This is a genomic window from Stenotrophomonas sp. DDT-1, from assembly GCF_001580555.1.
In the GTDB taxonomy this organism is placed as follows: domain Bacteria; phylum Pseudomonadota; class Gammaproteobacteria; order Xanthomonadales; family Xanthomonadaceae; genus Stenotrophomonas; species Stenotrophomonas sepilia.
In genome coordinates this window covers 11787-33122 of sequence record NZ_LEKR01000050.1, presented here as the reverse complement: position 1 = coordinate 33122, position 21336 = coordinate 11787, and the positions used below count along the sequence as shown (strand labels likewise).

The following is a 21336-nucleotide window of genomic DNA, read 5'->3' as shown; positions in this document are numbered from 1 at the left end:
TGGTCACTTCATGCTCGCTCAGCGCGGTGTGGTCACGCAGGTAGGCCAGCGCCTGCTCGCGGGTCCAGCCCTTGCTGTGCACGCCGGTGTCGATCACCAGGCGCGCGGCGCGCCACATCTCGTAGGTCAGCCGACCGAAATCCTCATACGGGGTTTCGTAGATGCCCATCTCCACGCCCAGCTTCTCGCAGTACAGCGCCCAGCCTTCGCCATAGGCGGAGATGTAGGCGTTGCGGCGGAACTCGGGCAGGTTCTTCTGTTCGGCGGCGATGGCACCCTGCAGCGCGTGGCCCGGATCGGACTCGTGCAGGGTCAGCGCCGGCAGGTTGTACAGCGGGCGCGACGGCAGGTTGTAGGTGTTGAGCCAGTAGGTACCCATGCCACCGCGGCCGGCGGTCCAGAACGGTGCGATGTCCGGCGGCACCGGCACGATGGTGAAGCGCGCGCGCGGCAACGTCATGTACTTGCCCAGCTGGCCATCGGCGCGCTTGGAGATCCACGCGGCGCGCGACAGCAGCTCTTCCGGCGTCTTCGCATAGAACTGCGGATCGGTACGCAGGAAGGTCAGGAACTCGGCGAAGCTGCCCTTGAACTTCACCTGCTTGATGATGTCGTTCATTTCCTTCTGGATGCGTGCGACTTCATCCAGGCCGATGCGGTGGATCTCGTCCGGCGACAGGTCCAGCGTGGTGTATTCGTGGATCTGCTGCCGGTAGTACGCCTTGCCATCGGGCATCGCTTCGGCGGCCAGGGTGGTACGCGCCTGCGGCACGTACTCGTTGACGAAGAAGGCGCGCAGCTGCTGGAACGCCGGCACCACCTTGCCGCTGATCGCTTCACGCGCCTGCGCCTGCAGCCTGGCCTGTTCGGCGGCCGGGATGGTGTTGGGCAGCTTCTTGAACGGCGCGTACAGCGGCGATTCGGTCGGGTCCTTCAGCTCGGCGACGGTGGCGATGGACACTTCGCGGCCATCCAGCACCGCACGCGGCACGCTGAAGCCGCGCTTCAGGCCGGCGCGCATGTTCTCGGTCTGCTGGCCGAAGTAACGCGGCACGTCGTTCAGCCGTGCGATGTAGTTCTGGTAATCCTGCACGGTCTTCATCTCGCGCCGGGCCATGAAGGACAGGTTGGACCAGAACGAGGAATCGGCGTTGAACGGCATTTCGTAGCCGCGCAGGCGCGTCTCTTCGGCCAGGTTGAACACCTGGTCGCGATAGATCGCGTAGTTGACCTGGTTGTCCGGCGACAGGGTCTTCGGGTCGATCTTCTTCAGCGCGGCCAGGGTCTCGTCCCACACCTTCAGGCGTGCCTGCTGCGCGGCCGGGCCGACGTCGGGCATGCGGGTGGCGTTGGCGGGCGCGTCTTCGTCCTCGCTGGCTTCACCACCGCCCTGCTGGCGCCACTTCCATTCCTTCTCGTACAGCGCGCGGAAGGCGGCATCTGCGGGCGATTCGGTGGCCACGCTGGCGGGCGCGGCGGCGGCGGTGGGCGCAGCGGCCAAGGCCACGGTGGGGGCGGACATGGCGAGCAGCAGGGCAACGGCAAGACGGGTTTTCACGAGCACAGGTTCCCGGGAAGGCAGGCTCCGATGATGGCACCGCCCACGGCCCATGGCATGGGACGAAGGTCCTGCTTGCAGCGCAGGCAGGACCGGGAACCGGCCGCAAGTTGGGCCCCCAGCGCCGGAGGCGCGTGGTAGAGCCGACTGGGTAGAGCCGACTGTTAGTCGGCTGCTCTTCCGCCAGACGTAGCAAAGCCCGCGCTCCGCGCGAAAGTCGACTGACAGTCGACTCTACCCATGGCAGGCACCCCGCGCCCTCAGTGGCTGGCCCTGTCGCGCTTCCAGCCGCGGTGCTTGATATCCAGGTGCAGGCTGTACAGGGCGGTGAACGCCGGGAACAGGTTCTGCAGCACGCCCACCGAGTCCTGCTTGGCCGAGAACAGGAAGTAGCTCAGGGTCATCAGGCTGCCGATCACGCTCATGTACCAGAACAGGCGCGGGATGACCGGCTTGCCGGCGCGCTTGGAGGCGATGAACTGGACCAGCCAGCGGCCGCCGAACATCAGTGCGCCGGTGTAGCCGATCAGCTTCCAGCCGGTCACATGCAGGCCGGTCCAGTACAGCCAGGTCAGGGGCTGATCCAGCCAGTGCAGCTCCAGATCCATCAGCGCTCCTCCACCGCGGTGCGCTTGCTTCGGGTGATCAGCCAGGCCACGCCACGCAGGTCGCGGATGCCGACCAGCGCGCGGCCGAGGTTGTTGTACTTGGACACGCCGGCGGTACGGTGGCGGTGGTTGACCGGCACGCTGGTGGTCTTCCAGCCGGCACGCTGCATCAGCGCCGGCAGGTAACGGTGCATGTGGTCGAAGTACGGCAGGTCGAGGAACGCGCTGCGTTCGAACAGCTTGATGCCGCAACCGGTGTCGGGCGTGTCGTCGCGCAGCATGCGCGCACGGATGGCGTTGGCCCACTTGCTGGCCCAGCGCTTGCTGCCGCTGTCCTGGCGGTTGACGCGCCAGCCGGCGAACAGCTTCACCTGCGCGTCGGCGGCGTCGCGTGCGGCGAGCAGCTTGGGAATATCGGCCGGATCGTTCTGGCCATCGCCATCCAGGGTGGCGATCCACGGCGCGCGCGCGTGCTTGACGCCGGTGCGCACCGCCGTGCTCTGCCCGCTCTGGTTCACATGGTGCAGCACGCGCAGTTCCGGGGTGGTTGCCTTCAATCCCTGCAGCACCGCCAGGGTGTCATCGCGCGAGTGATCGTCGATGTAGACGATCTCGAACGGCAGCCGGCCACGCAGCGCAGCGGTGATTTCGGCGACCAGCGGGGCAACATTGTCGCGCTCGTTGAACACCGGGACGACAACGGAAAGCTCGGGTTGGCTCATAAGGCACTCGGCCAAAGGGGGGACAAAGACCGCGCATTCTCCGAAACCGAGGTTATCCGAAGATGAACCCGGCGGCGTGAGGATCCGTCCTCAGGCGCGATCGCCAAAATACTCGCGGCACCACTGCACCACAGGCGGCAGGCCTTGTTCGATCGGGGTCACCGCATCGAAGCCGAAAGCGTCATGTGCGCGCCGGGTATCGGCCATCGTGCGCACCATGTCGCCGGGCTGCATGGGCTTGTAGACCTTCTGCGCGGGGCGGCCGGCGGCCTGCTCGATCACGCTGATGAAGCGCTCCAGCTCGACCGGCGTATGGTTGCCGAGGTTGAACACCCGGTGCGGCACCGGACCGTCGGCCGGATGCGCGAGGGCGCCGAGGATACCGGAGACGATGTCGGAGACATGTGTGAAATCGCGCTGCATGCGGCCTTCGTTGAACACGTCGATCGGCCGCCCGGCCAGCACCGCGCGCGAGAACAGCAGCGGTGCCATGTCCGGCCGGCCCCACGGGCCGTACACGGTGAAGAAGCGCAGGCCGGTGGCATGCAGGCCGTACAGCTGCGCGTAGGTGTAGGCCATCAGCTCGTTGGCCGCCTTGGTCGCCGCATACAGCGAGCGCGGCTGGTCCACGCGCTGGTCTTCGGAGAACGGCGGCGTGGCCGAATCGCCGTAGACCGAACTGCTGGAGGCGTACACCAGGTGCTGCACGCCACGGTGGCGGCACAGCTCGAGCATGTTGACGAAGCCGACCAGGTTGCTGTCGACGTAGGCATGGGGGTTTTCCAGCGAATAGCGCACGCCGGCCTGCGCGGCCAGGTGGATCACCGCGGTCGGCTGCACCTCGTCGAACAGCGCGGCCAAGCCCTGCTGGTCGGTCAGGTCCAGCGTGCGCAGGTCCAGCGCCGGACACAGCGCGGCCACGCGGTCACGCTTGATCTGCGGGTCGTAGTAATCGTTGAAGTTGTCCAGGCCGACCACGGCCTGGCCGGCCTCCAGCAGCGCGCGGGCGGTGTAGGCACCGATGAAGCCGGCAGCGCCGGTGAGCAGGATGGTCATGGCAGGGGCCTGGAAACGAAGTTCAGGCCCCTGATGTTACCGGTCTCAGAACAAACCGAAACGCTTCTTCGCCACGTTGGTGCGGCCGGGTTCGATTACATCCTGGATCTTCTTCGCGTCGAAGCGGTCGAGCAGGGCGTCGGCGCCCTTCTTCAGCTTCAGGTCCATCTCTTCGGGGTACAGCGGAACCAGGCTCATGAAGCTGATGGTATTGCCATCCTCCAGCTCCAGCGTGGCGAAGTCCTCCGGGGCGGTCACCGGCGGCAGCACGATGGCACCGTCGAAACCCACGCCCGGCGCATAGGGCTCGCTGGGATGGCCGTTGGGAATGGTGTGGCCGAAGCCCAGCCACGTGTCGTACTCGTGCGGCAACCGCGCCATGCCCTTCAGCAGGCGCACCGGCCAGTAATTGCGCTCATCCTCGAAGGCGCCTTGGGAGATCGGCCAGTCGGCCGGCAGGGTCACCATCAGTTCCATGTAGCGCGGCACGTCCGCATCCACCTCGGCGGGCACGGTCATCGGCAGGTCGCTCATGCCGGAGGTGACCAGGCGCAGGTACGGGCAGTGGTCATTGGCCGGCACCACGTGCACGTCGATGTGCACCAGGTCGGAGATGATTTCATGGAAGACACCGGACACCGGGCCCAGATGGCGTTCGATGTGGGCGCTGATCGCCTCGATGTGCCGTTCTTCGCCGATGGCGAGCACGAAGTCCTTCTCACGGCGATGTACCAGTATCTGGGTGCCGTCCGGGCTGACGTCCTCGTAGTCGTTGCTCATGTCCTGCTCCCTGGATGAGGCCACGGCGGGAGGTCAGTGCATTCCCGGTGCGCGTGGCGGTGCGTTCCCTGTCATTCGCGGGGCGGCAGGAACAGGCCGCCCCCCGACGCGGCGCCGGGCTCAGCCCTGGCGCGTGCGCAGTTTTTCCAGCACGCCGTCCAGGGTGTCCAGGTCGGTGTAGTGGATGATCAGCTTGCCCTTGCCGCCACGGCCGTGGCTGATCGCCACCTTGGCGCCGAGCGCTTCGGACAGCTCGGTTTCCAGCGAGGCGATGTCGGCCTGCTGCACCTTCGGCGTGGCCACCGGACGGCTGCTCGGCACCTTGCCGGCGGCGAAAGCCTGCGCGCGCCGCTCGACCTCGCGCACCGACCAGCCTTCGTCGGCCGCTTCCTGGGCCAGCTTGCCGGCCAGTTCGGGGGCCAGGGTCAGCAGCGCACGGGCATGCCCCATTTCCAGGCGGCGGGTTTCCAGCAGCAGGCGGATCGCCACCGGCAGTTCCAGCAGGCGCAGCAGGTTGGACACCGCCGCGCGCGAGCGGCCGACGGCCTCGGCGGCCTCGGCATGGGTGAGGGTGAACTCGCTGATCAGGCGCTGCAGCGCTTCGGCTTCCTCCAGCGGGTTGAGGTCTTCGCGCTGGATGTTCTCGATCAGCGCCATCGCGATGACGGTGCGGTCTTCCAGCTCGCGCACCACCACCGGCACTTCGTCCAGCCCGGCCAGCTGCGATGCGCGCCAGCGGCGTTCACCGGCGACGATTTCGTAGTTGCCCGCCGGCAGCTGGCGCACCAGGATCGGCTGGATCACGCCCTGCGACTTGATCGAGTCGGCCAGCTCGGACAGCTTGCCCTCGTCCATCTCGCGGCGCGGCTGGTACTTGCCCGGCTGCAGCTGGCCGACCGGCAACTTGCGCAGCACTTCCCCCGGCAGCGGCTCGATCACCGCCGTGGTGGCCTGCACCTGGCTGACCGCCCCCTTCGGGCCCAGCAGCGCGTCCAGGCCACGGCCGAGGCCTCGCTTCTTGGCTGCCGGCTTGCTGCTGGTCATCAGACGGTCTCCACGGCCTTGGTGGCCTTGTTGCGTTCGTTGTTGCGGCGGATGATCTCGCCGGCCAGGCCCAGGTAGGCCACGCCACCGCGCGAGGCGCGGTCGTAGCCGACGATGCTCTGGCCATGGCTGGGTGCCTCGGCCAGGCGCACGTTGCGCGGCACGATGGTGCGGAACACGCGATCGCCGAAGTGCTCGGTGAGCTCGGCCGACACCGCGTTGGCCAGGTTGTTGCGCACGTCGAACATGGTGCGCAGCACGCCTTCGATCTCCAGCGCCGGATTGAGATTGGCACGCAGCGCTTCGATGGTTTCCACCAGCGCGCTCAGGCCTTCCAGGGCGTAGTACTCGCACTGCATCGGCACGATCACCGAATCGGCGGCGGCCAGCGCGTTGAGCGTCAGCAGCGACAGCGCCGGCGGGCAGTCGATCAGGATGTAGTCGTACTCGTCGCGGATCGGTGCCAGCGCGCGCTTCAGCCGCTGCTCGCGCTCGCTCTGCGCCATCAGCTGGATCTCGGCGGCGGTCAGGTCGATGTTGCCGGGCAGCAGGTCGTAGCCTTCGGCGGTCTGCACGCGTACATCGGCGGCGCTGGACTCGCCCAGCAGCAGATCGTAGGTGGAAGCGGCCAGCTCACGCTTGTCCACGCCACTGCCCATGGTCGCGTTGCCCTGCGAATCCAGGTCGACCAGCAGCACGCGCTTGGGTGCGTTGGCCAGGGAAGCGGCCAGGTTGACGGCGGTCGTGGTCTTGCCGACGCCACCCTTCTGGTTGGCGATGGCGATGATGCGGGCCATGCGGGTGTGCCTCGTCGACGTGTGCTGGGACCGGTCATTATGCGTACAACCGGCCCCTTGCGGAAATCGTGGATCGCCAACCCGTTGTTGCACAAGGGGCTGGCGGCGGGAATCAAGGGCCTGTAACAGTGACCAGGTGGCGTTCGCCGGCCAGGCCGGGCACGCTCAGCGGGGTCACCTCGCGCACCTGCCAGCCCGCCGGCAGGTCCGCGATCTCCTCATGCGGGTAGACGCCCTTCATGGCCAGCAGCACGCCCCCCGGCCGCAGCAGGTGGCCACCGACGCGGACGATGCCGGCGAGGGTATCCATGGCACGGGCGGTCAACTGGTCATAACGGCCGGCCTCGTCCAGCGCCTCGGCGCGCGATTCGGCCACGCGGGCATTGCCCAGGCCGAGCTGGCGCACGGCCTCGCGCATGAAGCGCGCCTTCTTGCCGTTGCTCTCGACCAGGGTGACCTGCAGGCCCGGGCAGGCGATGGCCAGCGGGATGCCGGGCAGCCCGGGCCCGGTGCCGAGGTCGGCCAGGCTGCCATCGGCCACGAACGGCTGCATCGCCAGCGAGTCGAGCAGGTGGCGGGTGACCATCTCCTGCGGGTCGCGAATGGCAGTGAGGTTGTAGGTGCCGTTCCAGCGGTGCAGCAGGGCCAGGTAGCGCAGCAGCGGCGGCGCCAGCGCGGCATCCAGGCCCATGCTGGCCAGGCCCTGTTCCAGCGTGGCAGCCACGCTGGCGGGAAGTGGGTGTTCGCTCATGCCGGCATTATCGCCGGTTTTGCGCGCTGATTCCCCGCCTCAGTGCGGATACCAGGCCAACGCCGCCCGGAACTGACCGGTGGCCTGCCATTCGTGCAGGTGCCAGCGCGCGGCCTCGCCCAGTTCCGGGTCGCACCAGCGCAGGTGCAGGGCGCCATCGGCCCCCGGCGCCAGCTGCAGACGGTGCAGGCCGAACGAGATACCCTGGCCGTGCGCCTTCAGCATCGCTTCCTTGGCGCACCACACGCGGAAGAACCAGTGTTCGCGGTCGGCCTGGTCCAGGCTTTCCAGCCACGCCACCTCCTCCGGGTGGAAGAAGCGCTGCACGATCTCCAGCAGGCGGGCGCGCGGCCGCAGCAGTTCCAGGTCCACGCCCAGCCGCACGCCTTCGCCCAGCGCCACCAGCAGCACCTCACCGCTGTGGCTCCAGCCGGTGCCGTAGTGGGCCAATGCGCCGCTCAGCTCCGGCCGGCCCTTGTCATCGCGGACCAGCGGCAGCGTCTCCGGATCGGCCCCGAGGGCCTGCGCCAGCACCTGGCGTGCCTGCGGTTCGCCGCGATGGCCGGGCACGTGCGGGCGCCGCCAGACCGTCACCGGACCGAAGCGCCACGGGCCATCTAGGGTGGCTGGTAGGCTCATCCGCACGCGCCCATCACGCAATTCCACGACGGGTTCACGGCCGTGCGCGTCAACTGGTCACAGTTCCCCACCGGAGGTTCGATCATGGGCATCATCATCTGGCTGATCGTCGGCGGCATCGTAGGCTGGCTGGCCAGCATCATCATGAAGCGCGATGCCCAGCAGGGCATCATCCTCAACATCGTGGTCGGCATCGTCGGCGCGCTGATTTCCGGCTGGCTGTTCGGCGGTGGCATCAACGAAGCGATCACCATCCGCACCTTCCTGTTCTCGCTGATCGGTGCGGTGATCCTGCTGGCGATCGTCAACCTGTTCACCCGCAAGAGCATACGGTGATCTGGGGGGTAGCGCCGGGCCATGCCCGGCGTCACCCTGCCGCCGCTGCGCTCGCCGGGCATGGCCCGGCGCTACCTCAACTCAACCCAACTGTACCCACGCCGGCGCATGGTCGCTCGGGCGTTCCCAGGTGCGCGGCTCGCGGTCGATGCCCGAGGCCACCGCACCGCTCTTCAGCGCATCGGAGACCAGGGTCAGGTCGATGCGCAGGCCCAGGTTGCGACGGAAGCCGGCGGCGCGGTAATCCCACCAGCTGAAGGTGCCCGCCTCGTCGTTGTGCAGGCGGAAGCCATCGTGCAGCCCCAGCTGCAGCAGCTTGTTGAGCGCGCCGCGCTCGGCGGTGGAAGTGAGGATGTGGTTGTCGTTCCACACCTCCGGGTCGTGCACGTCGCGTGCGTCCGGGGCAATGTTGAAGTCCCCCATCACGATCAGCTTCGGGTGCCGCTGCAGTTCTTCGGCGATCCAGGCATGCACCGCCTCAAGCCAGCGCAATTTGTACTCGTACTTGTCGGTGCCGATGTCCTGGCCGTTGACCACATACAGGTTGATCACCCGCAGGTCGCCGAAGGTACCGGCGATGACACGCTTCTGCTCGTCCTCGAAGCCGGGAATGCCGATCTGCACGTCCTGCGCCGGTTCACGCGACAGCAGCGCCACGCCGTTGTAGGTCTTCTGGCCCGCGAACACGCTGCGGTAGCCCGCCGCGATCAGCGCAGAGTCGGGGAACTTGTGGTCCTCCAGCTTGGTTTCCTGGATACCGACGATGTCCGGGCCGAACTCCTTGAGCCACTGCTCCAGGTGCGGCAGGCGGACATTGAGCGAATTGACGTTCCACGAGGCGATCTTCATGCGGGCATTCTACCCGGGTGGCCGGGATGGGGGCGGCCCGGATTCCCGTGTAGAGCCGAGCCCACGCTCGGCTGCATTGACCAGGCACCCAGCCAGGGGCAGCCGGGCGTGGGCTCGGCTCTACAGAAGAATCGGGCCCTGATTCAGTAGTGCCACGCGCTGCCTGGGTTCACCGCAGCAGCAGCTTCAACAACCCCGCAATCTTCGAATACGGCGGCCGCAGCCGGTCGCTGGCCGCCCAGCGCGACTGCCACAGCACCGGCAGGCGCTTGCTCATCGCATCGAAACCCGCCCGCCCGTGGTAGGCACCCATGCCGCTTGCCCCAACCCCGCCAAACGGCAGCCCATCAGCGGCGAAGTGCAGCAGTGTGTCATTCACCGTCACCCCACCGGCCACCACTTGGCCGAGGATGCGCTCCACCGTCGCCGTGTCGTGGCTGAAGGGATACAGCGCCAGCGGCCGGTCACGGGACAGCACGTCGGCCAGCGCCGCCTCCAGATCCGGGTAGGCCCGCACCGGCAGGATCGGGCCGAAGATCTCCTCGCGCATCAGGTCCAGGTCGTCCGGCGGGTCCAGCACCACGGTCGGCACCAGCAGGCGCTCGCGGTCGGCGCGCGCAGGATCCACCTGCGCCAGCGGAATCACCGGCACGCCGCGTTCGCGCGCTTGCACCAGGTAGCGCTGCAGGCGCTGGTACTGCCCCTCGTTGATGATGCGCGTGTAGTCGTCGGCATTGCTGAAGTCGCCATAGCGTTCGCGCACCTGCTGCTGCAGCGCCTGTACGAACTCGCGCTGGCGCACGGTATCGATCAGCACGTAATCCGGCGCGATGCAGGTCTGGCCCGCGTTGAACCACTTGCCGGTGGCCAGCCGCGCGGCGGCTTTGTCCAGCGGGAAATCGCGGCAGACGATCGCCGGCGACTTGCCGCCCAGTTCCAGCGTGACCGGCACCAGATGCTCGGCGGCGGCGGCCATCACCTTACGGCCAACGGCCGTCGAGCCGGTGAACAGCAGATGGTCCAGCGGCAGCGAGGACACCGCCGCAGCCACGTCCGCCCCACCCTGCACCACCGCCACGCGCTCGGGCGGGAACACGCTGGCCAGCAGATCGGCCAGGAACGCGCTGGTGCGCGGCGTGTGTTCCGAAGGCTTCAGCAGTACATGGTTGCCAGCGGCAATCGCGGTAGCCAGCGGCACCAGCGCCAACGTAACCGGGTAGTTCCAGGGCGAGATCACCCCGACCACGCCCAGCGGCGTCGGCCGCAGCTGCGCACGCGCCGGCCACAGCTTCCAGCCGGCCGATGCGCGCTGCGGCTTCGACCAGCGCCGCAGGTGGCGGCGCAGGTGGTCGATGGCCGACAGCACGCTCATGCCGTCGGCCAGCTTCGATTCGGTGTGGGCGCGGTGGCCGAAGTCCTCGGCGATGGCCTGGGCCATTTCGTCCAGGCGTGGCTTCAACGCCTCGCGCAGGCGACGCAGGTCGGCTTCGCGCTGGTCCAGCGAAGGGCGCTGGGCCTGCCAGGCGCTGCGCAGGGTGTGCAGGAGGTCGGGGAGGTCGGCTAAGGGGGTGGTGGTCATGGGCCGATTGTAGGCTCGAGCCGTGCTTGGCTCGCATGCCAACCTTCACGCCGTGACACGGGGTCTCATTGGGATACCTCCCAACCGCCTTGCATGCGTTCACCCTCGCATGCAAACCCGTCCATCACTACGTCTTCTGCTGGTCGGTACGTTGTGCCGGACATGACTGCGGCTCCGGCAACTCCAGCGGAATTTTGATCGGGTACTCAGGGCTGCCGTAGGAGTAACAGGAGGTGGTGACCTGAATCTCATCGCAGGGCAGGAAATGCACGGTGATGCCACAGACTTTCTGATCGGTGTAATCCGGGACGGCGACGACTTTGCTATGCCTGCGCTTTTGCGCCAGGATTTTCTTCTCCCAAGCTAAGAATTTGGCCCAGTCTTCGGTTCCAGGAAAATCTCCTGTACTTCCGGCACCCGTTTCCCAGTCTACCCGCACCATCAGCCCCGGATGCCAACGTTCTGGTGCACCGTAACAGCAGCCTCCACCGCCGCCTTGATATGGGCAAATGATGTCAACGGCTGAACGGCCATCGACACTGAACCGGTTGATCGCCCAATGGGTGTGGTTGACGCCGTAAATCGCACTGGCATCCACAGCGTAGGCAGACAAGAGCAGAGGTGGGCCAGCAAGAAATGCCAGCACCACGCACTTCGAAAAAAGCATCACTGAAACTCCATAATGTATAGCCCTCATACTTTGACCGAGGGAACGAATGTGCTACTCAGGCGCAAACTCCAGGCGCCAATCACGCAGGAGCTCGATCTCTCTGGCGATCGGGCCGGCCTCTGTCCACGGAACATCCGGCGATACTTCGTCCGCCGCGGGAATCTTCCGCAAAAGAGCACCTTTGTTTCCCGTGAAGAAGTGGGGCATGAAGCAGTACGGCGCATCTCCAGTCTGACTGGGCATCTTCACCAACGTTGCAAATACCGCATTCAATGGCATCTTCGGCTTGTCGCCTGAGCACCAGGGATGCGAGGTAAGAGTATCCGGCACCCGTACGCCAATCCGCTTGAACTCCGCGACGCTGGACACCTTGCCCAAAGAGAAACGGCGTACCCGCGTCTCATCGTCCTCCAGTCCCGTCTCGATCAACCAACCCCAATTGTCATGCGCGGTACCGCCGTAGTCGCAGGTCACCAGTGTTGCGTTTGGTGCCGCGTTGTTCCAGGACAGCCAGACCTTGTTCGTTCCGCACGCTGCCTTGATCAGGGGTGATCTTTTTTCGATCTGAACGTTGCCCTGACGCTTCGAGCTGATGACCGCCTTCACAACGTGGCGGTCGCTTGCCAATCCGGCCGGATCCTGCATCCTCCATGTCCACTCTACGGGCAGATGGCGTCGTGACTCCAAGGGGTTCAGTCCAACCCCAAAGTAGTAATCACCGCGGAAATAGAATGCTGAGCAGGTAGCTTGCCAGCCGGAGCCACAAGCAACCTCCGGATAGTCCGAATAAGCCGGCCAAGGACGCATGTCATCTGCGTGCAACGGTACCCATCCTGCATCAAGCAGCAACCTGCGTACCTGTGTGTACTCCATACCTTCCCGTACGCCAGTCACTTTATCCGCTGCTGCACGTTTCGCGGGCGGTGCCGGTGATGCGGCACCCATGACGGACGCTGCAATCAGAAAAAAGCCGAACATGATCCACTCTGACGGGATGGCTTCTTCATGCTATCTGGCGCGTGGACGCATTGCTCCGACTCGAGCCATTCGCGTCACGGCTTGCCGGGTTCAACCAGAAACCCCCTCAAGCACCTCGCCAATCGCGTCAGCTCGTGTCCTCGCACAAGGAGCGTGAAGATTCGTACTTGCTTCATAGCCAAGCTGGCTCACCCTCATCAGTGTAATGAAACGGCGGTTTCCTGGAGAACGAATTTGTTGATCTTGATCTTCACCGTGCTCGCAACACTGGCTTCAACAGAGGATACGAAGGCTGACGGCGGGGAACTGGTGCACGCTGGCAGCAACATCACACTGCGATACGACGGGAAGCAGAGCGGTCGCTACCGGAACCTGTCTGTGATGAAGCAGGGCAATCTGGTGCGCCGTTTGGAGATGAGTGCGCGATCTCACTCGCTGTTCGAGCACAATGCCCAGCCAATGACGTCTCCTGACGGTAGATACGTGCTGATCACCGAGTTGGAATCCGGTCAGCTTGGTTTTCCGGATGGGCGCCGTTCTGAGCATGAAAGGCAGTACTGCGGATTCATCGACACGCTCAGCGGCTGTCTGCTCGCGCGTCAGACCGGGCAATTCTGTGGAGGGCAGTTCAATGACGCTGGCACCTGGGTATCTCCGGTCTTCCCTGACCTGGCCGCCGCGGATAGGCGCCCTACCGCAGAGGACTATGCCTCAGGCCGCCTGAGCCCTTCGGATGCACCCGATGGTTCCCTCGACAACCTTCTGCGCTGCGACCCGCCAGGTCCAGGCAACAGGGACCACTACGGGAAGCTGATCGATGCGGGGATCTTTGACGTCACTCCCTCGCAGAGAAGGGCACTGTACGGCGGGTAGAGCCGACTGTTGATCGACTGCACCAGGCTCTAACTTGCACTGCCTACCGCGATTGAGTCAGATCCCTTTCGCATGCGAAAGGGTTCCGACCCCGGGCGCGATACGGGCTGTGGCTTCGGATGCTTGTCAACCGCGATTACGGCATTGAGTGCTGTCTGTTCGCGTCTGCGGAATTTTGTGCCGCGCGTTGCGCGGTCGCCGAGCATGGCTCGGCGCTACAGGGAAACGAAAAGGCCGTGGTCTGCACCACGGCCTCTCCTTTATCCGATGAACATCATTCTTACTTGGTGATATCCACGTCCTTGGTCTCGCGCAGGAACAGGCCGCCGATCACCACCGACATCAGTGCGATCGCAATCGGGTACCACAGGCCGTAGTACAGGTTGCCGGTACCGGCCACCAGCGCGAACGAGATGGCCGGCAGGAAGCCACCGAACCAGCCGTTGCCGATGTGGTACGGCAGCGACATCGAGGTGTAGCGGATGCGGGTCGGGAACAGTTCGACCAGGTAGGCGGCGATCGGGCCGTAGACCATGGTCACGTACAGCACCAGCAGCCACAGCATGAAGATGGTGCCGGCGATGTTGATGCGCGCACCATCGGCCTTGGCCGGGTAGCCGGCAGAGGTCAGCGCGGTCTTCAGCTCCGCGCCGAACGCATCGGCCTTGGCCTTGCCTTCTTCCTTGGTCAGGCCAGCGGCCTCATACGAGGTGACGCTGGCACTGCCCACGTTCACCACCGCCAGCGAACCGGCGGCGGCGGGCTGCACGTCGTACGGCACACCGGCCTTGGTCAGCGCGGCGGTGGCCACGTCGCAGGAGCTGGTGAACTTGCGCAGGCCGACTGGATCGAACTGGAACGAGCAGGTGGCCGGATCGGCGACGACCAGGGCCGGCGAGCTGCTGCGCGCTTCTTCGATGGCCGGGTTGGCGAAGTGGGTCAGGCCCTTGAAGATCGGGATGTAGGTGATGGCCGCCAGCAGGCAGCCGGCCAGGATGATCTTCTTGCGGCCGATGCGGTCGGACAGCCAGCCGAAGAAGATGAAGAACGGCGTGCCCAGTGCCAGCGCTGCGGCGATCAGCAGGTAGGAGGTGGTGGCATCGACCTTCAGCATGCTGCTGAGGAAGAACAGCGCGTAGAACTGTCCGCCGTACCAGACCACGGCCTGGCCAGCCGCTGCACCGAGCAGGACCAGCAACATCAGCTTCAGGTTGCCGCCCTTCAGGCTGTCGCGGAACGGGGTCTTGGAGCCCTTGCCTTCAGCCTTCATCTGCTGGAACAGCGGCGATTCGCTCAGCTGCAGGCGAATCCATACCGAAATGCCCAGCAGCAGGATCGAGACCAGGAACGGGATGCGCCAGCCCCAGGCCTCGAAGGCCTCGTTGCCCAGCGTCATACGGCAGGCCAGGATGATCAGCAGCGACAGGAACAGGCCCAGCGTGGCGGTGCACTGGATGAAGCTGGTGTACAGGCCGCGCTTGTCGTCCGGTGCGTGCTCGGCCACGTAGGTGGCGGCACCGCCGTACTCGCCGCCCATCGCCAGGCCCTGGGCCAGACGCAGGATGATCAGGATCACCGGAGCGGCGAAACCGATCGAAGCGTAGTTGGGCAGCACGCCGACCAGGAAGGTCGAGATGCCCATGATCAGGATGGTGACCAGGAAGGTGTACTTGCGGCCGATGCGGTCGCCGAGGCTGCCGAAGAAGGCCGCGCCGAACGGACGCACGAAGAAGCCGGCGGCGAACGCCAGCAGGGCGAAGATCATGCCCGTGGTTTCATTGACGCCACTGAAGAACTGCTTGGCGATGATGGCCGCGAGCGAGCCGTACAGGAAGAAGTCATACCACTCGAACACCGTGCCGAGGCTCGATGCGAAGATGACCTTCTTGTGGCCCTTGGTCAGGGTGCCCGCTTTATGTGCGGTGCTGGGTGTACTGGACATGGGACGCTTCCCCTCCGAAGCAATCGTTGTTGGTGGGTGCCGACCGTTGGTCGGCACTCAATTCGGTAGATGCCGACCTTGGCCGGCACCCCATCTCGGTAGGTGCCGGCCGCTGGCCGGCACGCTCCTAGAAGCTGTACTTCGTAGTGAACTGCAACCGGGTGATGTCACCCTTGTTGCCGTTCTCCACTTCGCGACGGCCATACATCAGCTCGGCGCCGATATCGACCTTGGGCAGCGGTGAATAGAAAATGTTGCCGCGGACGCTCTGCACGCTCTTGGTCACCAGCGGGCCGAGGATGCTGTCGTTGTCGTAGTCGCTGCGCGCGTAGATCAGGTTGGTGCGCAGCTTCGGCGAGAACGCATGCCGCCAGCCGACATAGCCGGCCAGCACGCCGGTCGGGTTGAGCTCATCACGGGCCACGTCGTAGGCGCTGTCGGCAGTGATGCCCAGGCCGATGTAGCGGGCGATGCCTTCGCCGCCGGTCAACTGGTAATGCAGCGAATCGCTGTCACCCATCACCCACTTGCCGCCCAGGGTCAGGCCGCCGGCCACCTTGTCGGCCTTCGCGCCGGTGGCCTGGTTGTCGACCTTCAGCTGACGGACGATGCCGCCGACGCCGAAGGTGCCCCAGTCGCCCTTCCAGCCATAGCGCAGGGTCAGGTCGGGCAGGCTGCCACGGTCGGAGTTGGCGCTGGCGTTGGTCCAGGCACCGGTGACCGGGTTGCGGGTGCCGGTGAGGGTGGTGGTTTCCGGGTTTTCCAGTGCGACGCTGAAGCCGCCCTGGGTGTAGCGCACCTGCGCCTGGCGCACGAAGATCACGCCGTCGGTGGGGCCGACGAAGTCGACCGCTTCCGGCAGTGCGGCCGCGTCCATGAAGTTGGACCAGGTCTGGCCGGCCAGCCAGTTGTTCCAGTACATGTAGGCGTGGCGCAGGGTCACGCCGTAGGTATTGGTGGCGGTCTGGTTGCCCAGCGAGTTGCCGAAGAAGTCCATCTCGAAGAACGCACCGGCCTTGTTGCCCGATTCGCTGACGTTGTCGATGCCCAGGTTGAAGCGCGAGAACTTGGCGTGGGCGTTGAAATCGGTGCCCGAGCGCTTGCCGCTGCCGCCGGCGCCTTCCACCGGGGTCTGGCCCGGCAGATACAGCGAACGGCCGGTGGCGTCGTCGGCCAGCTGGCCATCGCTGGTCTGGGTGGCCAGGAAGTCGGCCTTGATGAAGCCGCCGATCTTGACCGTGGTGCCCGGTGCCGCGCCCGGGGTGAGGGTGGTGACCTGGATCGGCTGCTTGCCGGCCGGCACCTGTGCGACCGGCTTCTGCCCGGCCTGCACCGTGCGCACTTCGGTCACCGCCTGCTGGGTCTGGCTGATCTGGGTCTGTTGTTGTTGCTGCGAAGACAACAGCAGCTGGACCTGGCGTTCCAGTTCGGCAACGCGTGCTTCCAGTGCCTTCTCTTTGGCGGTCTCTGCGAACGCCATGCCCGGTGCGACCAGGGCGACCAGCATGCAGGCCGCCAAAGGTGTGCGCACGGCTTTCAACGTACGGTGGCTCATGTTGCCCTCTCTCCCAAGTGGCAAGGTGATGCCGCGCGTGGGGCACGGTCGAGCCGAGACTGCGGGGCGATTATGTATAGCGGCTATTCGCCATTGGTCGAACCCGGCCCTGCAGGGCGCTCACTTTCGACCATGGTCTAACCAGGGTGGTGACGCGGCCAGGGGTGGATGGGGCAAACTGAGGGGGATCGGTCGTTGCGATGCTGCGACCGCACATACAAAGTCAACGTGCAAGTGAGGGTGCCATGGCTGATATCTACCCCGTCGATCCGCAGTTCGCCGCCAAGGCACGCATCGACAAGAAGACCTATGAACAGCAGTACCAGGCGTCGGTGGCCAATCCGGATGGATTCTGGGGCAAGGCCGCCGAGCGCCTGCAATGGATGCGCAAGCCGACGAAGATCAAGAACGTCAGCTATGACCTGTCCGACTTCCACATCAAGTGGTTCGAGGATGGCGAGCTCAATGCCAGCGTGAACTGCCTGGATCGCCAGCTCGAGACGCGCGGCGACAAGACCGCCCTGCTGTTCGAGCCGGACGGCCCGGATGCACCCGCCCAGCACGTGACCTATCGCGAGCTGTACGAGCGCACCTGCCGCCTGGGCAATGCGCTGCGCAACCTCGGGGTCAAGAAGGGCGACCGCGTCACCATCTACCTGCCGATGATCGTCGACGCCGCGGTGGCCATGCTGGCCTGCGCGCGCATCGGTGCGATCCACTCGGTGGTGTTCGGTGGCTTCGCGCCGAACTCGATCGCCGACCGCGTCAGCGACTGCCAGAGCAAGCTGATCATTACCGCCGACGAAGGCCTGCGTGGTGGCCGCAGGATTCCGCTGAAGGCCAACGTCGATGCCGCGCTGAAGCTGCCGGGCACGAACACGGTTGAAACCGTGCTGGTGGTGCGCCACACCGGCGGCGCGGTGGACATGCAGGCCCCGCGCGACCGCTGGTTCCACGATGTGGTGGACAGCCAGCCGGCCACCTGCGAACCGGAACGCATGAACGCGGAAGATCCGCTGTTCATCCTCTACACCTCCGGTTCCACCGGCAAGCCGAAGGGCGTTCTGCACACCACCGGCGGTTACCTGCTGTACGCGGCCTACACCCATGAAGCGGTGTTCGACCTGCGCGAGGACGACATCTACTGGTGCACCGCCGACGTCGGCTGGGTCACCGGCCACAGCTACATCGTGTACGGCCCGCTGGCCAACGGCGCGACCTCGCTGATGTTCGAAGGCGTGCCGAACTATCCGGACACCTCGCGCTTCTGGAATGTCATCGACAAGCACAAGGTGACCATCTTCTACACCGCCCCGACCGCCATCCGTGCACTGATGCGCGAAGGCGAGGAGCCGGTGAAGAAGACGTCGCGCGCGTCGCTGCGCCTGCTCGGCAGCGTGGGCGAGCCGATCAACCCGGAGGCCTGGCGCTGGTACTACGAGGTGGTCGGCGACAGCCGCTGCCCGATCGTCGACACCTGGTGGCAGACCGAGACCGGCGGCATCCTGATCTCGCCGCTGGCCGGCGCGATGGACCTCAAGCCGGGGTCGGCCACCCTGCCCTTCTTCGGCGTGCAGCCGGCGCTGGTCAATGCCGATGGCGAGATCCAGGACGGCCCGACCGAGGGCAACCTGATCATCCGTGACTCCTGGCCGGGCCAGATGCGCACCGTGTATGGCGACCACCAGCGTTTCATCGATACGTATTTCCGCACCTACCCCGGCAGCTACTTCACCGGCGACGGTTGCCGCCGCGACGAGGACGGCTATTACTGGATCACCGGCCGCGTCGACGATGTGATCAACGTGTCCGGCCACCGCATCGGCACCGCCGAAGTGGAAAGCGCGCTGGTCTCGCACCCGAAGGTGGCCGAAGCGGCCGTGGTCGGCTTCCCGCACGACGTGAAGGGCCAGGGCATCTACGCCTACGTCACCCTGGTGGCCGAAGAGGCACCGAGCGATGAACTGCACAAGGAACTGATCGCCTGGGTGCGCAAGGAGATCGGCCCGATCGCCACGCCGGACCACCTGCAGTGGGCGCCGGGCCTGCCGAAGACCCGCTCGGGCAAGATCATGCGCCGCATCCTGCGCAAGATCGCCGAGAACGCGCCGGACCAGCTCGGCGACACCTCGACCCTGGCCGACCCGTCGGTGGTGGCGTCGCTGGTGGACGAGCGCAAGGTGCGCTGACGTACGACCCGGGGTCGGATCCCTTTCCTCAAGGAAAGGGCTCTGACCCCATCTGCTTTCCCCCACGGTTCCCCCCCGACCATGACCACCCTCCTGATTGCCGATGACCACCCGCTGTTCCGCGAAGCCCTGCGCGGCGCCGTGCAGCGGGTCATCCCGGGCGTGCAGCTGTTCGAGGCCGACAGCGTGGAAGCGTTGTATGCACTGGCCGACCAGCACAACGACGCCGACCTGGTCCTGATGGACCTCAACATGCCCGGTGCGCAGGGCTTCAACGCACTGGTGCACATGCGCTCACTGCACCCCCAGCTGCCAGTGGTGGTGGTATCCGCGCGCGAAGAGGCCACGGTGATGCGCCGCGCGCTCGACCACGGTGCGCTGGGCTTCATCCCGAAGTCTGCGGATTCGGACACCATCGGCCATGCGCTGGGCACCATCCTCGATGGCGAGACCTGGGCACCGCCGGAAGCGCACAACGTACCGCCCACCGGCAGCGAAGAACGCGAAGTCGGCCAGCGCCTGCGCGAGCTGACCCCGCAGCAGTTCCGCGTGCTGCAGATGCTCGGCGCCGGCCGCTTGAACAAGCAGATCGCCTACGACCTCAACGTCTCCGAAGCGACGATCAAGGCCCACGTCACCGCCATCCTGCGCAAGCTGGGCGTGACCAACCGCACCCAGGCCGTACTGATGGCCGGCAAGCTGGCGATCGACGACGACGCCATCGTGCTGCCGCCGGAAGAAGACTGATTGTGACCGACTATGGAGCCGAGCATGGGCTCGGCTCTACAGACGTCATGATGCCCCTGTAGAGCCGAGCCCATGCTCGGCTGCTCTTTGCCTCAATACCAATCACTCCTCAAGCGGCCATCGACTCCACACATAGGGGTATTCCCCGATGCGCGTGGCCAGCCCAGCACGCACTGGATTGGCCGCGATGTACATCGCCTGCGTGCGCAGGCACTCATCGCCGCGCAGCGCATGATCGTAGTATCCCGGCTGCCAGATCGGCGCGTTGGCCTCAGCGCGCCTGCCGATGGAACGCCCGCTCCGTGATTTGAGGATCTGCATGCAGCCGGCAAGCGTGCCGGTACGGAGTTCGAACAGCCAATGCAGATGATCCGGCATGACCACCCAGGCGAGGGAGGAGGTGCGCCCCGTCCGCTCTACGGTCCGCAGGGCTTCGATCAGCAGATCGACGTTGGCCTTGTCACTGAACCAGGGACGACGCGCATGCGTCACCGTGGTAAGTGCATAGACATTGCCGGTATGCGACCAACGACCATAACGGAGTGCGGGACTGGCCATGCGAAGAGGCTATGGCACGCATGCCAGTCTCTCCATCAGTGCAACACCGCAATGCTTGTCAGCCAACACTCTGATGTAGAGCCGAGCCCATGCTCGGCTGCCATGCAAAGCAGCCGAGCGTGGGCTCGGCTCTACAGGTTTCCCTGCTCACCCCACGCCGTGCAGGTGTTCGTACAGGATCGTCGCGCCGATGATCACCAGGATCACGCCGCCGATGATCTCGGCACGCTTGCCGACCATGCTGCCCAGCACGCGGCCGAGCATGATGCCGACGGTCACCATGGTCAGCGTGCACAGACCGATGACCGCGGCCATCACGCCGATATGCACGTCCATGAAGGCCAGGCCGATGCCCACGGCCATTGCGTCGATGCTGGTGGCGAAACCGGTCAGCGCCAGCTTCCAGAAGCCGTGGTGCTGCGAAGGGTCTTCATCATCTTCGCCACTGTCCGGGCGCAGGCCGTTGTAGATCATGTGGATGCCCAGCGCGCCGAGCAGGCCGAAGGCGATCCAGTGGTCGAAAGCTTCCACGTACTGCAGGGCGGCACGGCCGAGCAGCCAGCCGATGATGGGCGTGATTGCCTCGATGACACCGAAGATGATGCCGGCGCGCAGCGCGTCACGGAACACCGGTTTGCGCATGGCGGCACCCTTGCCGATCGCGGCTGCGAAGGCATCGGTGGACATGGCAAAGCCGATCAAGAGGATCGAGATGGGGGACATTGGCGACTGCTGAAGGTCGGGCTAGGACGGACGCACGGCCGGCGCTCGCGCCCAACCTGACGTTGCGCGCGCGGGCCGCTGGTCTCGCCAACCATCATGGTTGTCCACGCCACGGCGCACTGGCCGAGTATGTTGACGTGGACGATTCCTGCGAAGGAATCCGGCTACTCCCCAAGGGGACGCGAAGCTTAGCATCGCGATCCACGCGTGGCGCATTTCCATCGAAACGCGCAGGCAGGGCTGGTTTGTATAGCGATGGCTATATCAGCACGTCGCTGCGCGCGGGCTCGGCTCTACAGAGGGCCCCCGCAACTGGATTTTTGTAGAGCCGAGCCAATGCTCGGCTGCTGTTCGGCCGGGCCACGGAACACCATGCCCCGCG

At 65.6% G+C, this 21336-nt stretch carries 21 protein-coding genes and 1 riboswitch; of the genes, 4 read left to right on the top strand and 17 right to left on the bottom strand.

All coding sequences use genetic code 11. From position 1 onward, the window contains the following. The 9 genes from AB839_RS18305 to AB839_RS18265 form a co-directional block, all read right to left on the bottom strand. The coding region (locus tag AB839_RS18305; RefSeq protein WP_061480451.1) for a DUF885 family protein at window positions 1-1558 on the bottom strand (1558 nt) is incomplete at its 3' end. A gap of 260 nt (window positions 1559-1818) precedes the next feature. Further along, a complete protein-coding gene (locus AB839_RS18300) occupies window positions 1819-2166 on the bottom strand; it encodes a lipid-A-disaccharide synthase N-terminal domain-containing protein (RefSeq protein WP_049415940.1) in 348 nt (115 codons plus the stop codon). Then, on the bottom strand, window positions 2166-2888 hold the full coding sequence (locus AB839_RS18295; protein WP_049415938.1) for a glycosyltransferase family 2 protein: 723 nt from the start codon (window positions 2886-2888) through the stop codon (window positions 2166-2168). Before AB839_RS18295 ends, AB839_RS18300 begins: the two co-directional genes overlap by 1 nt. A 90-nt stretch (window positions 2889-2978) precedes the next feature. Further along, window positions 2979-3944, bottom strand: coding sequence for an NAD-dependent epimerase/dehydratase family protein (locus AB839_RS18290; protein ID WP_061480450.1), 966 nt, complete (start codon window positions 3942-3944; stop codon window positions 2979-2981). Window positions 3945-3989: 45 nt separating this feature from the next. Further along, the gene (locus AB839_RS18285) at window positions 3990-4724 is read right to left on the bottom strand and encodes a suppressor of fused domain protein (RefSeq protein WP_061480449.1); all 735 of its coding nucleotides are present in this window, start codon (window positions 4722-4724) and stop codon (window positions 3990-3992) included. Between the two features lie 120 nt (window positions 4725-4844). After that, complete coding sequence (locus AB839_RS18280; RefSeq protein ID WP_049415931.1) at window positions 4845-5768, bottom strand: ParB/RepB/Spo0J family partition protein; 924 nt, start codon at window positions 5766-5768, stop codon at window positions 4845-4847. Next, window positions 5768-6565: a ParA family protein gene (locus tag AB839_RS18275; RefSeq protein WP_005420387.1), complete on the bottom strand. Its 798-nt coding sequence runs from the start codon at window positions 6563-6565 to the stop codon at window positions 5768-5770. The genes AB839_RS18280 and AB839_RS18275 overlap by 1 nt, the downstream gene beginning before the upstream one ends. A 112-nt stretch (window positions 6566-6677) precedes the next feature. Continuing rightward, the gene (gene rsmG / locus AB839_RS18270) at window positions 6678-7316 is read right to left on the bottom strand and encodes a 16S rRNA (guanine(527)-N(7))-methyltransferase RsmG (protein WP_005420388.1); all 639 of its coding nucleotides are present in this window, start codon (window positions 7314-7316) and stop codon (window positions 6678-6680) included. 39 nt (window positions 7317-7355) lie between these two features. Beyond that, window positions 7356-7955 carry a 4'-phosphopantetheinyl transferase superfamily protein gene (locus AB839_RS18265; RefSeq protein WP_061480448.1) on the bottom strand — a complete coding sequence of 200 codons (600 nt, stop codon included), beginning with the start codon at window positions 7953-7955 and terminating at the stop codon, window positions 7356-7358. 84 nt (window positions 7956-8039) lie between these two features. Here AB839_RS18265 and AB839_RS18260 point away from each other — a divergent pair, with 84 nt between their 5' ends. Further along, window positions 8040-8291, top strand: a complete 252-nt coding sequence (locus tag AB839_RS18260) for a GlsB/YeaQ/YmgE family stress response membrane protein (protein ID WP_005411656.1) — start codon at window positions 8040-8042, stop codon at window positions 8289-8291. 81 nt (window positions 8292-8372) lie between these two features. Here the strand turns inward: AB839_RS18260 and xth are convergent, their stop codons facing one another. The 4 genes from xth to AB839_RS21605 form a co-directional block, all read right to left on the bottom strand. Next, complete coding sequence (gene xth / locus AB839_RS18255) at window positions 8373-9140, bottom strand: exodeoxyribonuclease III (RefSeq protein ID WP_053498796.1); 768 nt, start codon at window positions 9138-9140, stop codon at window positions 8373-8375. Window positions 9141-9309: 169 nt separating this feature from the next. Continuing rightward, window positions 9310-10719, bottom strand: coding sequence for a coniferyl aldehyde dehydrogenase (locus tag AB839_RS18250; protein WP_061480447.1), 1410 nt, complete (start codon window positions 10717-10719; stop codon window positions 9310-9312). Between the two features lie 127 nt (window positions 10720-10846). Continuing rightward, window positions 10847-11386: a DUF3304 domain-containing protein gene (locus AB839_RS21295; RefSeq protein ID WP_082783375.1), complete on the bottom strand. Its 540-nt coding sequence runs from the start codon at window positions 11384-11386 to the stop codon at window positions 10847-10849. A gap of 54 nt (window positions 11387-11440) precedes the next feature. Continuing rightward, window positions 11441-12367 carry a hypothetical protein gene (locus tag AB839_RS21605; RefSeq protein ID WP_134709175.1) on the bottom strand — a complete coding sequence of 309 codons (927 nt, stop codon included), beginning with the start codon at window positions 12365-12367 and terminating at the stop codon, window positions 11441-11443. A gap of 237 nt (window positions 12368-12604) precedes the next feature. On the opposite strand from AB839_RS21605, the gene AB839_RS18240 reads away from it, so the two are divergent. Further along, window positions 12605-13240: a hypothetical protein gene (locus AB839_RS18240; protein WP_206743599.1), complete on the top strand. Its 636-nt coding sequence runs from the start codon at window positions 12605-12607 to the stop codon at window positions 13238-13240. Window positions 13241-13520: 280 nt separating this feature from the next. On the opposite strand, the gene AB839_RS18235 is transcribed toward AB839_RS18240, so the two are convergent. Both AB839_RS18235 and AB839_RS18230 read right to left on the bottom strand, forming a co-directional pair. Continuing rightward, window positions 13521-15182 (bottom strand): MFS transporter, encoded by a 1662-nt coding sequence (locus AB839_RS18235; RefSeq protein ID WP_061480445.1) that lies wholly within the window; start codon window positions 15180-15182, stop codon window positions 13521-13523. A gap of 127 nt (window positions 15183-15309) precedes the next feature. After that, the gene (locus tag AB839_RS18230) at window positions 15310-16737 is read right to left on the bottom strand and encodes a DcaP family trimeric outer membrane transporter (protein WP_061480444.1); all 1428 of its coding nucleotides are present in this window, start codon (window positions 16735-16737) and stop codon (window positions 15310-15312) included. Between the two features lie 245 nt (window positions 16738-16982). Between AB839_RS18230 and acs the strand changes: the two genes are divergently transcribed. Then, window positions 16983-18926: an acetate--CoA ligase gene (gene acs, locus AB839_RS18225; protein ID WP_061480443.1), complete on the top strand. Its 1944-nt coding sequence runs from the start codon at window positions 16983-16985 to the stop codon at window positions 18924-18926. Between the two features lie 81 nt (window positions 18927-19007). Next, window positions 19008-19673, top strand: coding sequence for a response regulator transcription factor (locus AB839_RS18220; protein WP_005420420.1), 666 nt, complete (start codon window positions 19008-19010; stop codon window positions 19671-19673). Between the two features lie 102 nt (window positions 19674-19775). On the opposite strand, the gene AB839_RS18215 is transcribed toward AB839_RS18220, so the two are convergent. Next, window positions 19776-20231 carry a transposase gene (locus tag AB839_RS18215; RefSeq protein ID WP_061480442.1) on the bottom strand — a complete coding sequence of 152 codons (456 nt, stop codon included), beginning with the start codon at window positions 20229-20231 and terminating at the stop codon, window positions 19776-19778. Between the two features lie 147 nt (window positions 20232-20378). Beyond that, complete coding sequence (locus tag AB839_RS18210; RefSeq protein ID WP_053498787.1) at window positions 20379-20954, bottom strand: manganese efflux pump MntP family protein; 576 nt, start codon at window positions 20952-20954, stop codon at window positions 20379-20381. 89 nt (window positions 20955-21043) lie between these two features. Beyond that, window positions 21044-21133, bottom strand: a riboswitch (yybP-ykoY riboswitch). Window positions 21134-21336 lie beyond the last annotated feature (203 nt).

Coding starts and splice junctions, on each gene's coding strand:
- AB839_RS18230 (WP_061480444.1), bottom strand. CDS start 16,737: ATGAGCCACCGTACGTTGAAAGCCGTGCGCACACCTTTGGCGGCCTGC.
- AB839_RS21295 (WP_082783375.1), bottom strand. CDS start 11,386: ATGCTTTTTTCGAAGTGCGTGGTGCTGGCATTTCTTGCTGGCCCACCT.
- AB839_RS18265 (WP_061480448.1), bottom strand. CDS start 7,955: ATGAGCCTACCAGCCACCCTAGATGGCCCGTGGCGCTTCGGTCCGGTG.
- AB839_RS18285 (WP_061480449.1), bottom strand. CDS start 4,724: ATGAGCAACGACTACGAGGACGTCAGCCCGGACGGCACCCAGATACTG.
- AB839_RS18295 (WP_049415938.1), bottom strand. CDS start 2,888: ATGAGCCAACCCGAGCTTTCCGTTGTCGTCCCGGTGTTCAACGAGCGC.
- xth (WP_053498796.1), bottom strand. CDS start 9,140: ATGAAGATCGCCTCGTGGAACGTCAATTCGCTCAATGTCCGCCTGCCG.
- rsmG (WP_005420388.1), bottom strand. CDS start 7,316: ATGAGCGAACACCCACTTCCCGCCAGCGTGGCTGCCACGCTGGAACAG.
- AB839_RS18275 (WP_005420387.1), bottom strand. CDS start 6,565: ATGGCCCGCATCATCGCCATCGCCAACCAGAAGGGTGGCGTCGGCAAG.
- AB839_RS18290 (WP_061480450.1), bottom strand. CDS start 3,944: ATGACCATCCTGCTCACCGGCGCTGCCGGCTTCATCGGTGCCTACACC.
- AB839_RS18250 (WP_061480447.1), bottom strand. CDS start 10,719: ATGACCACCACCCCCTTAGCCGACCTCCCCGACCTCCTGCACACCCTG.
- acs (WP_061480443.1), top strand. CDS start 16,983: ATGGCTGATATCTACCCCGTCGATCCGCAGTTCGCCGCCAAGGCACGC.
- AB839_RS18220 (WP_005420420.1), top strand. CDS start 19,008: ATGACCACCCTCCTGATTGCCGATGACCACCCGCTGTTCCGCGAAGCC.
- AB839_RS18280 (WP_049415931.1), bottom strand. CDS start 5,768: ATGACCAGCAGCAAGCCGGCAGCCAAGAAGCGAGGCCTCGGCCGTGGC.
- AB839_RS18235 (WP_061480445.1), bottom strand. CDS start 15,182: ATGTCCAGTACACCCAGCACCGCACATAAAGCGGGCACCCTGACCAAG.
- AB839_RS18210 (WP_053498787.1), bottom strand. CDS start 20,954: ATGTCCCCCATCTCGATCCTCTTGATCGGCTTTGCCATGTCCACCGAT.
- AB839_RS18260 (WP_005411656.1), top strand. CDS start 8,040: ATGGGCATCATCATCTGGCTGATCGTCGGCGGCATCGTAGGCTGGCTG.
- AB839_RS18300 (WP_049415940.1), bottom strand. CDS start 2,166: ATGGATCTGGAGCTGCACTGGCTGGATCAGCCCCTGACCTGGCTGTAC.
- AB839_RS18215 (WP_061480442.1), bottom strand. CDS start 20,231: ATGGCCAGTCCCGCACTCCGTTATGGTCGTTGGTCGCATACCGGCAAT.
- AB839_RS21605 (WP_134709175.1), bottom strand. CDS start 12,367: ATGTTCGGCTTTTTTCTGATTGCAGCGTCCGTCATGGGTGCCGCATCA.